Genomic DNA, 14,312 nt, shown 5'->3' with positions numbered 1-14,312 from the left:
GCGTGGACCTGAATATTCCCTTTGACCTGATCGTCACCATCGTGAACAAGGGCGGCAGCGAGACCATCATCACGGCCACCAAGTCCGCCGGGGCCGAGGGCGGGACGATCATACCCGGACGTGGCACCGGGATCCGGGAACAAAAGAAGCTGTGGGGTATTCCCATTGAGCCGGAAAAGGACATTGTATTGACCATCGTCCCCCAGGAGAAAACCCAAACCGTCCTTGACGCCATCCTGGTGCAGGGCAGCCTGAACAAGCCTGGCGCGGGCATCGCCTTTGTTGTGGACCTGAAAAAGGTCGTCGGCATCTGCCACATGTGCCAGCTGGATACCTGAGCCGACGCGTCGGCTACTGCGGAGAGTGGACGGTGGTCCGGAAGTCCGGAGAGTGGAGCCCCATGCGGCGCATGATCTTCTGGACGGCCACCCGGCTCAGGCCGGCCGTTTTGGCGGCCTTGGAGATGTTGCCGTTGGTGGTGAAGAGGAGGTTCTGGACGTAGGAGCGGGTGAACTGTTCCAGCATCCGGTTGCGGGCCTCGATGTAGGGCTCCATGGTCATGTTCGCGTACTGCAGAACCAGGGACTGTACGGGACTCGCGCCGGGGTGCTCCACGGCATGGATGTGCATGGTTTCGATTTCTTCATCCTTGCAGAAGATCAGCATCCGGCGGACGAAGTTTTGCAGCTCCCGGATGTTGCCCGGCCAGTTGCGGCGCATTAATTCTTCCGTGGCCGCCGGAGAAAAGCGTTTGGCCGGGATTTCCAGTTCCGCGCAGAATTTTTTGCTGAAGTGGTCCACGAGCAGGGGAATGTCCTCACGGATATCCCGCAAGGTCGGCGTTCGGACCGTGACCACGTTCAGCCGGTAAAACAGATCCTCCCTGAAGGTCCGTTCGTTGATCTTCCTTTCCAGATCCTGGTTGGTACTGGCCAGGATGCGCACGTTGATCCTCTTGCTCTTGACCCCGCCCAAAGGCCGCAGTTCCTGCTCCTGGAGCACGCGCAGCAACTTGGTTTGCAGGGTGACGGGAATGTCTCCGATTTCATCCAGGAGCAGGGTCGAGCCGTCAGCTTCCTCGAAAAGTCCGACATAGTCCGTATCCGCTCCGGTAAACGCCCCTTTCTTGTGTCCGAACAACTCGCTCTCCAGGAGTTGCTCCGGGATGGCCGGGCAGTTCACCGCGAGAAAGGGGCGGGATTTGCGTTTGCTCAAGTCGTGGATGGCCCGGGCGACCAACTCCTTGCCCGTACCGCTTTGGCCGCGGATGAGCACGGTATAGTTGGTGTGGGCCAAAGCCTGGATGGTGTCGTAGAGTCGGCGCATGGGCGCGGTCTGGCCGACGAAGTTCGCGAACGAGTTTTGCTCTGAAACCTTGGCCCGCAGGCTCAGGTTTTCGCGGATCAGTCGACCGCGTTCCAGGCCTTTGCGCAGCACCCGCAGCAGATCTAGGATTTCAAAGGGTTTGGTCACGAAGTCGTAGGCCCCCTGCCGAATGGCTTCCACTGCAGTTTCAATGCTGCCGTAGGCGGTCATCATGATCACGGTGACGTTGGGGTCCGTCTCACGAATCCGGGCGAGCAGATCCATTCCGTTCATTTCCGGCATCCGGATATCCAGCAGAATCAGCTCAAAGGTGCGCGTGCCGATCAGTTCCAGCGCTTCGGCTGGACTGGATGCTGTGACCACGGAGACGCTGTCCAATTCAAAAGAGAGAACGCGGCTCAATCCTTGGAGCATGTCCACTTCGTCGTCAATGATCAGAAGATGCTGCTGGGCCATATGGAGGTGATGCCTGGGTAAGGGGTGAAGGTTTTTCGGCCGGTTGCGAGGATGCATTCCCTTGTTGAGAATCTCGTTGCACGGGATTGTGGCGGAATTTTACCCGGCCTTGAAGGCCTTGTAAATTTCCGCCTTTGAAATGCAAATCGAGGCTTGCAATGCCAACCAAGGATAGCATCAACCCAGGATGGCACCTTTGCTTTTTTTTCGCCGCAATACATTGAAAAAGTTTTATTTTCTTTTTCAAGAAGGTCAGGCTTGCTTTTTGCTTCCGTGAGAAGGCCGGGGTGGTCCCGGAAAGGGCAGGTCCGGAGAGAGCCGCGTTTTGAGGCTCCCGCGTCCAGGGCCTTGATCATTCACGAACACCTTTTTTAGGAGGAAGCGAGATGGCCGAAGCTTCGAAGCAGCAATCCGATATTGTCATCGACCGTGGTAAATGGGAATGGTCCGAACTGTGGAAGAAGGAGGATTGGTGGGCGATTTGGCTGGGGTTTGCGATCCTGGTCATTGGCTTGATCATTTTCCTGCCAAGGCCGCCGGCGGACATGCATGAGAAACTGGCCAAGGCCGAGGCGACCATGGCCGCCGAGGACGCCCGCGCGTCGTTTCACACCATCGAATGGCACGGGGCCAACGATGCCATGTCCGGGTTGCGGGCGCGCAACGAGCCCCATGGAAAAACCATTGCCAAGTGGCTGGAGATGCCGGGCCGGTGGACGAGCAGCCCCATGGAGTCCTTCTATTTGAGCGAGTCCGCTGCCGCGGAGCGGCGGGCGAAGGCCGAACCGGCCTATAAGGAGGCTCAGGAAGCGACCAAGGCCGCGCTGGAACGGGCCAAGCAGGCTCAGGAACTGGCCGCTGAGGAAGCGTTCCGTAACGAAGACCTTAACGAGCAGGCCGAGGCGGCCATCCGGGAGTGGCGTCAGGCCAGGGAGAAGGAGCGGGGCAGTCTGCGGACCAGGGCCTCGGTTCAGGCCTACAACAAGATCCCCTACATGATCGGGATCATGATTATTTTCATGGTTTTCTTCAGTGTCGGCGCTCGATTTATGGACATCGGCTCGGCCAATCTGATGAAGGGCTTTTGGTTCGTTTTCCTGCTGGCTGTTGTCGCGGAGATGATCGGTCAACAGAGTACCATGCGAGAATATGGGTTCGGCGGCTTGATCTGGGCCATTCTCGGAGGGATGCTGATCAGCAACACCGTGGGCGTGCCGAACTTTCTGAAACCGGCCTTGCAAACCGAGTACTACATTAAGACCGGCCTGGTACTTTTAGGCGCGGAAATCCTGTTCAGCAAGATCATGCTCATCGGTCAGGCTGGTGTGGTTGTGGCCTGGGTCGTCACCCCCACGGTCCTCATCCTGACCTACATTTTCGGTCAGCGGGTTCTGAAGATGGAATCCAAGACCCTGAACATCACGGTCTCCGCGGACATGTCCGTCTGCGGCGTGTCCGCGGCCATCGCCACGGCCGCGGCCTGCCGGGCCAAGAAGGAGGAGCTGACCATCGCCGTGGGCATGTCCATGCTCTTTACCGCGATCATGATGATCGCTCTGCCTACGTTCATCGTTTCCGTGGGCATGCATCCGGTTTTGGGCGGGGCCTGGATCGGCGGAACCATCGACTCCACCGGCGCGGTGGTGGCCGCCGGGGCGTTCCTGGGCGAGGTCGGCATGTTCGTGGCCGCGACCGTGAAGATGATCCAGAACATCCTCATCGGCGTGATCGCTTTCGGCGTGGCCGTGTACTGGTGCGCACGGGTGGATTGTACGCCTGGTCAGCAGGTCAGCAAGATGGAAATCTGGTACCGCTTTCCCAAGTTCGTGCTGGGCTTCATCGCCGCGTCGATCATCTTTTCCTGGATGCTGGTCACCATGGGCAGCGCCGGGGACGTGATGATCGACCAGGGCGTGCTGCGCGGTTTCTCCCGCCCGATCCGGGAATGGTTCTTCATCCTGGCCTTCGCCAGCATCGGCCTGTCCTCGAACTTCCGGGAAATGGCTCACCACTTCAAGGGCGGCAAGCCGGTCATCCTGTACGTCTGCGGGCAGACCTTGAACCTGATCTTGACGCTGCTCGTGGCCTATTTGATGTACTTCGTGGTATTCCCGCACGTCACCGAAAGCCTGATGGGCTAATCGTTCGTCGGGCGTAAACCTAATAGGGAGACGGTCATGGACGCGCCAAAAGAGAATCAGGGCGGCAATCACGGCCACGGGAAGCTGAAAGGCTGGATCGGACTGGCCGCCGGCGTGGCCCTGGTCTGGGTGATGGCCTCTATCGTGCTGCCCTGGGGCCAGACCCTGCCGCACATCCGCCCGGTGATGGAGGCCATCGCGGACTCCAACGTGGATACGGGCACGTACTGGTATTCCCAGTGCGAGAACACCGCCGTGGCCCAGATGCATATCCGCAATACCTTGCGTAATCAGTAGGTCCGCCCACGCGGCAGCGCCGGCCGGCCAGGCACCGGATAAACAAAAAAGCGGCCCTGGAAAACCGAGATCGGTTTTCCAGGGCCGCTTCATTTCATCGCTGTCCGAGAGCCGTGGTCGATTCTCGGCTCACGACCCCGCCCGATACTCCACCGGATTGATGTTCATCTTTCGCACGATTTTCTGAAGAGCCACCCGGCTCATGTCGGCCATTTTGGCGGCTTGGGAGACGTTGCCTCCTGTTTTGGAGAGAAGGTCGCCCACGTACTCCGCGGTAAAGGCGTTGACCGCCTTGGCCTTGGCCTCGGCGTAGGATTCGACCTCGTCGCTTGCAGCCGCGTTTTCCGTTGCGGGACGGGGGGGGTGGCGGCCGTCGACCATTTTCAGGACGGACAGGTTCAGCTCCTCGCCGGGGCAGAAAATGACCAGTCTGCGCACGAAGTTCTTCAATTCCCGGACATTGCCCGGCCATTCCCGGTGCATCAGGACCTCCAGGACGTCCGAGGAAACGACCTTGGGCGCGGTGTTCAGTTCAAGGGCGGACAGCCGGTTGAAGTGGTGGACGAGCAGGGGGATGTCGTCGGTGATCTCCCTGAGGGGCGGGGTGCGGACGCTGACCACGTTCAAGCGGTAAAACAGGTCTTCCCGGAAGCTTTTATCCAGGATTTTGTGCTCCAGGTCCTGATTGGTGGTGGACACGATCCGGACGTCCACTTTTTTGTTCCCGCTGCCGCCCAGGGGACGGATTTCCTGTTCCTGCAGGGCGCGCAGGAGTTTGGTCTGCACCGAGACCGGGATGTCCGCGATTTCGTCCAGGTGCAGGCTGGAACCGTTGGCTTCGACGAAGAGGCCTTTGTGGTCCTTTAGGGCACCGGTAAAGGCGCCTTTTTTGTGTCCGAACAGCTCGCTTTCCAGAAGGTGTTCCGGAATGGCAGGGCAGTTCACGGAGACCAGGACCTTCTCACCGCGTCGGCTCAAGGCGTGGATGGCCTTGGCGGCCAGTTCCTTGCCCGTGCCGGACTCGCCCCTGATCAGCACGGGATAGTCGGTCCCGGCCACGGAGCGGATGGTCTCGTAGAGTTGCCGCATGGGCGGGCTTTGCCCCACGAACTCCTCCAACACGGTCTTTTCGGAGATCTTTTGGCGCAGGCTCAGGTTCTCCCGGATCAGACCGCTGCGTTCCAGGGCTTTTCTGATCAGCCGCACCAGATCCGGGATGTCGAAGGGCTTGGTGATGAAGTCGTAGGCTCCCATTTTAATGGACTGCACGGCGGTTTCGATGTTTCCGTACGCCGTCATCATGATTACGGTCACCTTGGGGTCCGCGGACTTGACCTGCTCCAGAAGCTCCATACCGCTCATTTCAGGCATGCGGACATCCATCAGGACGAGGTCGAAGGAGGTCTCGGAAACCATCTCCAGGGCCTTCAAGGGACTGGGCGTGACCGTGATGTTCGTATTCTCCAGCTCGTAGGGCAGTATCCGCCGTAGGCCGTCGAGCATGTCCCGCTCATCGTCCACGATGAGCACGTTGAATTGATGCATGGTTGTTCCTCTTATTCGTTCACGTGCACGCTCAATTGTTCTCTCCCTCCAGCGGCAGATCAATCCGAAACTCCGTCCATTCTCCGGGTTTGCTCAGGACGCTGATCTCCCCGCCGTGCTCCCGGACGATGCCGTAGCTCACCGAGAGTCCCAGGCCGGTGCCTTCCCCGGTGCTCTTGGTGCTGAAAAAAGGATCGAAAATCTTATCCTGAATGTATTCCGGTATGCCGTGCCCGTTGTCCCGGATCACGAGACGGACGGTTTTGCTGTTGGAAAAATATTCGGTTTCCAAGGCGATACGGCCATCTCGGCCTTCGATGGCCTGGTGGGCGTTCATCAGCAGGTTCAGGACCACCTGCTTCATTTTATTGAGGTCCATACTTTGCGAAGGCAGGTCCGGGTCCAGCTTTCGCTCCACGATGACGCCTTGCTTCTTGAACTGCTCAGCGACCATGGCCAGGACGTCGTCCACGATCTGGTTGAAGGACGCCGATTGCTTCTTGGTCTCCGGGCTTCGGGCGAAGTGCAGTAGATCGCTGACGATGCGTTTGCAGTTCAGGGTCTGCTTTTCGATGGTGCTCAGGTCCTTGAGCCCCTGAGGGTAGTCCGCGAGCTGGCGCTTGAGCAGCTCCACATAGCAGAGGATCACCCCCAGGGGGTTGTTGATCTCGTGGGCCACGCCGGCGGCCAGTTGGCCCATGGCCACCATTTTCTCGGTCTGCTGGATTTTCTGCTCTACATGCTTTTGGTCGGTGATTTCCTTGACGTAGCGGATGACGCTCTCCACTTCCCCCTGTTCGTCCGTGACCGGGTAGCAGTGGACCTGGAAAATGTCGCCCTGGGCCGGGCAATTGCTCTCATAGACCACCGCTGACTTGGTGCGCATCGCCGTTTTCAGGCCGCATTCCTTACAGGGGCTTTCCCCGCTGCCGTGGATTTCGAAGCACTTCCGACCGATGACCTCGTCCGTATCCACGTTGTAGCGCTCGGTGTAGGCCTTGTTGACCATCCGGATGCCGAAGTCCCGGCCCATCAGCACCACCTGGTCGGTGATCCCGTCGAACACGGATTGGAGCAGCTCCTTACTCTGAATCAGCTTTTCCATGTTTTGCAGGCTTTCCACGGCAATGCCGATCTGGCGGCCGATGGACAGCAGCAATTCCATCTGCTCCTGGGTGACGAACTTGCAGTCCACGCCGATGAAGGAGAGGACCCCGAGGATTTCGCCTCGGCAAAGCAGGGGAACGTTCAGGTTGCCGGCTGCCCCCCGGCGGTCGAAACAACTGGCCTGCCCGTTGGCGGCCTGGGCAATGGCATCCACCAGCCGATTGGGCCGGGCCTCCAGAACCGTGGGGATGATGTGTTGCAGTGGAATGGCGGACGGCAGGTCGGGTGCGTTTTCCTGGTATTGCAGCGTCAGTTGATGGTGGGCCTTGTCATACAGGTAGATACCGGAGCCCTGGGCCGGGAAGACCTGGAGCGTGCGTTGCTGGACCTGGGGCAGGATTTCGGACAGCGAGACCGCCGCCGTGGTCAGTTCCGCCAGGGCGTTCAGGGTCTGCAATTCCTGCTTTCTGGCCTGGACCTTTTCCTGGAGCATTTGCTCCGATTGTTGCAGGGCAGCGGTCCTGCGGGCCACTTTGTCTTCCAGATCCTGAGCGTATTCCCTCAGTTCCTGGCGGGTCCTGTTCAGGTGTTCGGCCATGCTCACGGCGGCTACGGTCAATTCCTGGATTTCGTCCCGAGGGTCCATGGGATTGGGTTTGGGTAAAAATTCCTGAAGACTTTTCTCCTCCACCTCGCCCCGGAAAATGTTCAGCACTCCGTGCAGGTTGTTGACCACGGCCCGGTTGAAAATGAAGGCCATGAGCAGAAAGAAGAGGGTTGCACCTAGAAACAGGGAGAAAAAAACCGAGGCCGCCTGATCCCGAATCTCGGCCAGGGCCTTGTGTACCGGAATGCCCACGGCCATCACTCCGGCCAGGTCCCCTGGTTGGTTCCAGAATCCGCGCTCCGTGCCGTACATGTCCAGCATGTCCCGTGGGGCGTGAACCGGATCGCCATGACAGCTCATGCAGGATTCCTCGAAGTAGACGGGCTTGAAGCGCATGAACTGCTTTTCGTCCCCGACGTTCAGGGTTCCCTGCCAGTTTTGGAGATCCGGATTGATCTGGAAAAGGTTGAGCATGGAGAGTTCCAGGCTGTTGGCCTCGGACCTGGGATTGCGGGCGTTGCGGGCCACACGCCGGTACTCGTAGTGGGGCATGACCTGGTTGAAGTTGTCCATCACGGCCCGTCCGACGTAGGAGGTGGACATGGCCTGGACCATGAAGAACTCCTCGCCGAATTCCTCGGACATCCGCGGCCGCAGCTCGTCGCGGACATACTTGCGGCTGGCCTCCACCGCGGCCATGACCATCATGGTCTTTTCATAGGCGTGTTTTTCCATCTGCGCCGTCTCGCGCAGATAGATCAGATAGGCCCCGGCGAAGCAGACCAGGAGCAGACTCAGGCCCGTGGCCACCAGGAATCTGGACCGGAATCCCAAGGATTTGTGAAAGAGGTGGCTTTTGCCTGACTGGCCGGTTTCCCCGACGGGGCTTTTGATAGGCATGGCGGATCTCGATCAGGAGTCAGAAGTTGAGTTAGCAATGGGGAGTATCATATGTCACGCAGAACAGTATTGCAAACTTTAGTTGTCAATGTTGTGCTAACTGATGTTGCGTCGCGTTAATCGATTTTCAAAAAACGCTTAAGAAAGAAGATCAATCGTTTTCATAATATTTTGAAATATAGAGTTTATTTTGTGCATTTCGAGAATGTTGATCGCTTGGCTCGGAGTTTGCTTTAGTTTGAGAAAAGATTCACTCGTCACGGTTACGCGGTTTACGTCGAGGCGGTTAGCATGGAGCTTGCCGGTATGGCGTGAGAGGGCCGCGTTGATGGTATCAACCTGCAACATTTAAGGAGGTTTTTCACATGGCGGAAAACCAAACGGACAATGTGGTTACCGAAACCAAAGTTCCTATGCTGACCCAGATGCACACCACCGAGGACTGGTGGGCTATCTGGCTGGCTGGCATCATCCTCATCCTGGCCATGATCGCGGCCATGGCCGCCCGGCCCAATGTCGAAAGCATGGCGGAATACCGGGCGACCATGGAAAATGAATCGGAAATGGCCGGGTTCCGGACCATCGCTTTCACCGAGGCCGAAGCTCGGTTGAATGCCGTCCGGGCTCGCGACAGCGGATTTCTTAAAACCATAAATGACCTTATGGCACGCCCTGGTCGCTGGACCACCAACCCTCTGGATGCTCTGTATCGCAGTGAAGCAGCCGCAGCGGAGATCCGGGCGGCCAACGCCCAGCGGTTGGAGCAGGCCACGGAGCGGCTGAACACGGCCCGAGTCAACGCCCAGGAGGCAGAAGACCTGGCCCGTGAGGCAAACTTTCAGAACACCCAGCTCAACCAGGAAGCCCGCGCCCTTCTTGGCGAATGGCGGGCGGCCCGGAGCAGTCATTCCAGCGCCCGCGGCGCGGCCAACACTCAGCCCTTCAATCGGATTCCCACCCTGCTGGGGTTGATGGTGGTCATGGCCGTGATCTTCTCCATCGGCGGCAAGTTCATGGGCCATAACCTGAAGGAGTTCTTCATCGGCTTTCCCATTGTCTTTGGCTTGGCCGTGCTCTCCTACGTCATTGCCAACCAGGAGACCGTCAGAGCCTATGGATTTTCCTACGTCTTGTGGGGCATCGTGCTGGGCATGCTTATCTCCAATACGGTCGGTACGCCGAAATTTCTTAAAAGCGCAGCTCAGACCGAGTACTTCATCAAGACAGGCCTCGTCCTTCTGGGTGCCAGCATCCTGATTAACCTGATCATCATGGTCGGCCTGCCCGGCATCTTTGTCACCTGGGTGGTCACGCCCATCGTGCTTATCGGAACCTACTGGTTCGGCCAGAACGTGATCAAGATGGAATCCAAGCAGTTGAACATCACGGTCTCCTCGGACATGAGCGTTTCCGGCGTTTCCGCGGCCATCGCCGCCGCCGCCGCCTCCCGGGCCAAGAAGGAAGAACTGACCCTGGCCATCGGGATGTCCATGATCTTCGTGGTAGTCATGATCTTCGCCCTGCCGACCTTTGCCAACTGGGTGGGCATGCATCCGGTCTGGGCCGGGGCCTGGATCGGCGGCACTGTTGACAACACCGGTTCCGTGGTCGCCGCGGGCGAGTTGATCGGACCGGAAGCCATGTACGTGGCCGCGACCATCAAGATGATCCAGAACGTGATGATCGGCGTGATGGCCTTTGGCGTTGCCGCTTACTGGTGCTTGAAGGTCGAGCCCGAGCGGGCCTGCGCCGCCGGGGCCGCCCCCATGAAGTTCACCGCCGCCGGCGCTCTGTCTGAAATCTGGTACCGGTTCCCCAAGTTCATCCTGGGCTTCATCGGTGCTTCGGTCCTCTTCTCCGCCTTGGGTGCGGGCATGGGCGAGGATTGGGCGCAAGCCATGATCCGCAACGGCATCCTGGCCTGGGCCAACGGTTTCCGTGACTGGTTCTTCGCCATCGCCTTCGTGAGCATCGGACTGAGCATCAGCTACCGCGAGCTCAAGGAACCCCTGAAGGGCGGCAAGGCGTTGATCCTGTACGTTTGCGGCCAGGGTTTCAACCTCCTGCTCACCGCCTTCGTGGCCTACATCATGTTCATGGTTTTGTTCCGCGACGTCACCGATCGGCTGATGTCCATGGGCCTGTAATCGCCTGATCCACATGGAGCAGGGACCATTGCCTTCCAACAACCAACAAGCCGGGGACGGGAAACCGTCCCCGGCTTCCCCTTTGCGCCGCATGCTGCGCCTCGGGCTGGGCGTCGCCTTGATTGTCGGCTTTATCGCCACGCTGAACAACTTGGAGCGGCTCACCGGCAAAAGCGAGACGTTGGAGACGTTGCGCGAACGGGACATCTACGTCGGAGCTTGGTACTGGGATACCATCCAAGAAGTCTCCGAAGCCATGAGTTTCATGCGTGGTGCCTTGGGCAGAGGCGACAGCAAGGACGATTGACGCTGAAACCGTTTTCGGCCACGTTCCCAGAATGCGTGGTCTCAAGTCTTCCCGAACGGCTGGAATCCGGTTACATACAGGGTGGCTTGTGGATAAAGGCAACCTTCCCAATCCCCTCCAAACGGAGCATCATCCGTGCCCGCTGATTCCGAATCCAAACTTCTCAAGGCCCAACTCAAGGCCATCCTAACCGAAGAACGGGAGTTTGCCTCCAGGGTTGTCTATTACCGTCGCGCCGATACACAGTCGCCGTGGTGGTACAACTTCATCCCCTTCAAATTTCTAGTCGAATATTTCGGTCGTAAAAAGGAAACAACGCAGTTCAGCCAAAAACATCTGCGCTTCAAGGAAACGGCCTTGCGAGCGGCGGAGGAAGCCGTCCGGTCCGGGAACGCCGAGCGTGCCCGGCAGGAGATGAAGGGCGAACTGCGGGAATTCTGGATGCGCGAGCAGAAGCTGGAGTCACGGGAAGTCTATGAAAACCTGTCCGCCATGATGGACCTGCTCCTGGACCACTATCTTGGGCTGCTGCAAACCAGGGAGCGGGAATACCTGCTGATGCTCCGCAGGGCTTACCAGAACCGCGCAGCATATCAGGAGTTCCTGGCCCGCATGGAGCAGGTGGAGCACGCCGTTGACCAAGGCGTGGTGGATGCCCTGGGGAAGACCTGGCCGGACCCGTACATCCAGAGCAAACAGAAAGCGATCCGGGACGTTCGCAAACGGGAACTGGAAGACGCATTTTAGCAGAGTATTCTTTCGAAAAACATAAAACCGCGCTCCAAAGGGAAACGCGGTTCCATCTAGGCAGTTACCTTTCCCGCCTCCTGACTCCTGAATTCTGACTCCTGACTCCTGAATTCTCCTCTTTCAAACCGCCTCGCCCTGGAAGAAAAACCGCATTTCCTCCTCCCGCATCTCCGCCATCCTTTCCTCGATCCGACTCATGACCGCCCCGGATTCTTCCGAGGTGTGGAAGTTCTCTCGCAAGTGGCGGTTGGTCTCGTCTTCGGCCTCGGCCAGTTTGTTCAGGTAATACCGATACGCGCCGGAAGACCCGTATGCGCCTCGGACCAAATCCTCCAGAGCGCCTCCCGGTTGTTCGAGCAGGGTTCGATAGTGCTTTTCCATGAGCTTCAGGATGGCAATCTGCTTGACGGCCAACGCTTGCTCCGTTTCGGACTCCAGTGGAACCTGCGGGAAATACTCAGCTACGCTGTAGTCCTGGATTTCTCCGGTTTCGATGTCTTGAAGAGCCTTGTCCAAAGCCTTTGTTTTCGTGCCCAGAATATTGCTCGCGAAGGTATGGATACCTGTCTTGTATTGGGTCATTTTCATCATGTGGTGCACGAAGAGCACCGGCAACAAGATCATCCAGACCGAAACCTCGGGCTTTTTGACCACGTCCTTGGCCAAGCGGTAGGCGAACTGCCGCTCATGGGCGAGGATGATATCGTACTTTTCCCGTAAACTTAGTGACAAGTGGGACTCCTTGGGGGAAGTTGTGGTGGATTGCCGAGCCTGTTAGACAAAAACAAAGGGATTCAATTAGTCTTTTTCGGCCCGAAAGGCAAAAATGGGATGAATGAGGGAGGAGACGTTATGGGTGAAACAGAGCGGGATTCCCTGCCCCAAAAGCTGCGCCAATGGTGGGAATACAAGGTGTTGCTGAACCCCAAGGACTGGATGCAGATCGAGGTCACGTCCAAATGCAACGCGGCCTGCGACTACTGCCCGCGAACCGTGTACCGCGAGCATTGGCATGACCGCTTCATGTCCCTGGATACGTTTCGGCGCTTGCTGCCGACCCTGCGCAAGACCAAGCTGGCCTATCTCCAAGGCTGGGGTGAACCGTTTCTGCACCCGGAATTTCCAACCATGGTCCGGCTGGCCAAGGAGGCCGGATGTACCGTGGGCGTGACCACCAACGGCATGCTTTTGAACGAGCAGCGCCTGGCTCAAGTCATGGACGCGGGCCTGGACATTCTGGCTTTTTCCCTGACCGGCACGACCCCGGAACGCAACGACCCGGCCCGGGCCGGAGCGCCGTTGGTCAAGGTGCTGGAAAAAATGAAGATGGTTCAGCGGATCAAACAGGAACGGGGCACCGTCAAGCCCGTGGTGCACATCGCCTACATGCTGCTGCGCTCCGGCCTGGACGACTTGGAAGGGTTGCTTCGGCTGATGGCCGACCACGGGGTGGAGCAGGCCGTGGTCAGCGTGCTGGATTTCGAGCCGGGAATTGAACTCTCCGAGGAAGTGCTCGCGCCCAAGGACGACCAGGAACTGCATGCCCTGGAAGAGCGCTTCACCCGGCTGCGCGAGGCGGCCGTGAACCTGGGCGTGACCATCCACACGCCCAGTTTCGCCCCCAGGGGCAAGGACGATCCGGTCTGCGCCGAAAACGTCCAGCGAACTCTGTTCGTCTCCGCGGACGGCGAAATCTCCCCCTGCGTCTACGCCAACGTCCCCGTGGACCAAGCCGAATACGCCCGTCAAGGTCAACCCGCGCCATACAGCCGGGTCACCTTCGGCAACGTCAACGACGAACTGCTCCCCGTGCTCTGGCGCGGTAAAGCTTACGAACAGTTCCGCGAAGGCCTTGAGAAAAATAGACCCGCTGCCATTTGCCGGAATTGTCCGAAGCGCAAGCGGTGATCCGTCAATATAAAAACTAAAGAGTCAGAACGGGATGCGCGAGCCAAAACCGTGATCCATGCGAGAGGAATGCATTCCTAATATCTGGGTGGTTTCTGGGAAGCCAATCCCAAGGCATGGATAGTCAGGCGGCGGAGCGTTTCACTTTCCGAGTCCCGTCGGCATGTGCCCGGCTCCTATCCAAAGAAGGCCTTCACCTCTTGGTCCCGCAAACTCTTGGCAGTTTCCCGCATCTTCCGACTGACGGCCTGGGCCGTGGTGCTGGTTTGGTGGAGGTGGAGCACTTCTTTCTGGACGGCATCCTCGGCCTGGGCCAGTTTGGTCAGGAAGCGGCGGTATTCGCCGCTGGTTTTGTAGGTCTTCTTGATCAGGGCCTGGTAGTTTGAGCCTGTATCGCGCAGCAATTTCAGGTAGTGCGCCTTGAGCAGTTCCACCTCCGCGATCTGCGCGGTGTGCAAGCGGATCTCTCCGGGGGCGCTTTCCGACTCTTTGGCCCCAAAGGCATTTTTGTAGGTCCCATCCTTCTTGCCGGAGGTCGTCTCCTCCAGGGCCGATTCCATGGCCAGGATTTTCGAGCGCACCACCCCTTTGGCGAAGGTTTCCAGGTCAGTTTGGTATTCCCGCAGCTTGACGTAGTGATAAACCAGCAGCGGGGGAAACAGGACCCGCCAGACGGTCAGTCTGGGCTTTTCCACGACCCGGCGGGCCAATTCCTTGGCAAAGTTCTGCTCATGGTCCCAGATCATTTGGTAGGTTTGCTGAGTGGCCGTAGCCATGGGCGTTCGCGCTCCGTTGTTTTTCATTTTCCAAGTGTGGATCGA

Annotated in this window: 12 protein-coding genes; 7 read left to right on the top strand and 5 right to left on the bottom strand. The window is 58.5% G+C overall.

Annotated elements, in window-relative coordinates; all coding sequences use genetic code 11:
- Positions 1-2: 2 nt before the first annotated feature.
- Positions 3-338, top strand: a complete 336-nt coding sequence (locus GY33_RS0101160) for a P-II family nitrogen regulator (protein ID WP_031385576.1) — start codon at positions 3-5, stop codon at positions 336-338.
- 13 nt (positions 339-351) lie between these two features.
- Here GY33_RS0101160 and GY33_RS0101155 read toward each other — a convergent pair whose 3' ends face one another.
- Positions 352-1,782, bottom strand: a complete 1,431-nt coding sequence (locus tag GY33_RS0101155; protein ID WP_031385575.1) for a sigma-54-dependent transcriptional regulator — start codon at positions 1,780-1,782, stop codon at positions 352-354.
- A 386-nt stretch (positions 1,783-2,168) separates the two neighbouring features.
- On the opposite strand from GY33_RS0101155, the gene GY33_RS0101145 reads away from it, so the two are divergent.
- Positions 2,169-3,923 (top strand): YeiH family protein, encoded by a 1,755-nt coding sequence (locus tag GY33_RS0101145; RefSeq protein WP_031385574.1) that lies wholly within the window; start codon positions 2,169-2,171, stop codon positions 3,921-3,923.
- A 36-nt stretch (positions 3,924-3,959) separates the two neighbouring features.
- Positions 3,960-4,220, top strand: coding sequence for a hypothetical protein (locus GY33_RS0101140; protein ID WP_031385573.1), 261 nt, complete (start codon positions 3,960-3,962; stop codon positions 4,218-4,220).
- 129 nt (positions 4,221-4,349) lie between these two features.
- Here the strand turns inward: GY33_RS0101140 and GY33_RS0101135 are convergent, their stop codons facing one another.
- Together GY33_RS0101135 and GY33_RS19495 are read right to left on the bottom strand one after the other, a co-directional pair.
- The gene (locus GY33_RS0101135; RefSeq protein WP_031385572.1) at positions 4,350-5,765 is read right to left on the bottom strand and encodes a sigma-54-dependent transcriptional regulator; all 1,416 of its coding nucleotides are present in this window, start codon (positions 5,763-5,765) and stop codon (positions 4,350-4,352) included.
- A gap of 31 nt (positions 5,766-5,796) precedes the next feature.
- Positions 5,797-8,379, bottom strand: a complete 2,583-nt coding sequence (locus tag GY33_RS19495) for a c-type heme family protein (protein WP_051822163.1) — start codon at positions 8,377-8,379, stop codon at positions 5,797-5,799.
- A 365-nt stretch (positions 8,380-8,744) separates the two neighbouring features.
- Here GY33_RS19495 and GY33_RS0101115 point away from each other — a divergent pair, with 365 nt between their 5' ends.
- The 3 genes from GY33_RS0101115 (at position 8,745) to GY33_RS0101105 (ending at position 11,580) form a co-directional block, all read left to right on the top strand.
- Positions 8,745-10,526, top strand: coding sequence for a YeiH family protein (locus GY33_RS0101115; protein ID WP_031385570.1), 1,782 nt, complete (start codon positions 8,745-8,747; stop codon positions 10,524-10,526).
- Positions 10,527-10,554: 28 nt separating this feature from the next.
- A complete protein-coding gene (locus tag GY33_RS0101110; protein ID WP_031385569.1) occupies positions 10,555-10,833 on the top strand; it encodes a hypothetical protein in 279 nt (92 codons plus the stop codon).
- 135 nt (positions 10,834-10,968) lie between these two features.
- Positions 10,969-11,580, top strand: coding sequence for an NF038143 family protein (locus GY33_RS0101105; RefSeq protein WP_031385568.1), 612 nt, complete (start codon positions 10,969-10,971; stop codon positions 11,578-11,580).
- Positions 11,581-11,703: 123 nt separating this feature from the next.
- On the opposite strand, the gene GY33_RS0101100 is transcribed toward GY33_RS0101105, so the two are convergent.
- Positions 11,704-12,315, bottom strand: coding sequence for an NF038143 family protein (locus GY33_RS0101100; protein ID WP_031385567.1), 612 nt, complete (start codon positions 12,313-12,315; stop codon positions 11,704-11,706).
- Between the two features lie 120 nt (positions 12,316-12,435).
- Here GY33_RS0101100 and GY33_RS0101095 point away from each other — a divergent pair, with 120 nt between their 5' ends.
- On the top strand, positions 12,436-13,491 hold the full coding sequence (locus GY33_RS0101095) for a radical SAM protein (RefSeq protein ID WP_051822162.1): 1,056 nt from the start codon (positions 12,436-12,438) through the stop codon (positions 13,489-13,491).
- A gap of 176 nt (positions 13,492-13,667) precedes the next feature.
- Here the strand turns inward: GY33_RS0101095 and GY33_RS0101090 are convergent, their stop codons facing one another.
- Positions 13,668-14,267 carry an NF038143 family protein gene (locus GY33_RS0101090; protein ID WP_152555012.1) on the bottom strand — a complete coding sequence of 200 codons (600 nt, stop codon included), beginning with the start codon at positions 14,265-14,267 and terminating at the stop codon, positions 13,668-13,670.
- Positions 14,268-14,312 lie beyond the last annotated feature (45 nt).

The sequence above is a fragment of the Desulfonatronum thiodismutans genome (assembly GCF_000717475.1).
GTDB classification, from domain to species: Bacteria; Desulfobacterota; Desulfovibrionia; order Desulfovibrionales; family Desulfonatronaceae; genus Desulfonatronum; species Desulfonatronum thiodismutans.
Note: the sequence above shows the minus strand (reverse complement) of the source record. Positions and strands in the feature narration are given on the sequence as shown.

Excerpts from the sequence above, each read along its gene's own strand:
- GY33_RS0101155 (WP_031385575.1), bottom strand. The coding sequence starts at position 1,782 with ATGGCCCAGCAGCATCTTCTGATCATTGACGACGAAGTGGACATGCTC.
- GY33_RS0101145 (WP_031385574.1), top strand. The coding sequence starts at position 2,169 with ATGGCCGAAGCTTCGAAGCAGCAATCCGATATTGTCATCGACCGTGGT.
- GY33_RS0101140 (WP_031385573.1), top strand. The coding sequence starts at position 3,960 with ATGGACGCGCCAAAAGAGAATCAGGGCGGCAATCACGGCCACGGGAAG.
- GY33_RS0101135 (WP_031385572.1), bottom strand. The coding sequence starts at position 5,765 with ATGCATCAATTCAACGTGCTCATCGTGGACGATGAGCGGGACATGCTC.
- GY33_RS19495 (WP_051822163.1), bottom strand. The coding sequence starts at position 8,379 with ATGCCTATCAAAAGCCCCGTCGGGGAAACCGGCCAGTCAGGCAAAAGC.
- GY33_RS0101115 (WP_031385570.1), top strand. The coding sequence starts at position 8,745 with ATGGCGGAAAACCAAACGGACAATGTGGTTACCGAAACCAAAGTTCCT.
- GY33_RS0101095 (WP_051822162.1), top strand. The coding sequence starts at position 12,436 with ATGGGTGAAACAGAGCGGGATTCCCTGCCCCAAAAGCTGCGCCAATGG.
- GY33_RS0101090 (WP_152555012.1), bottom strand. The coding sequence starts at position 14,267 with ATGGCTACGGCCACTCAGCAAACCTACCAAATGATCTGGGACCATGAG.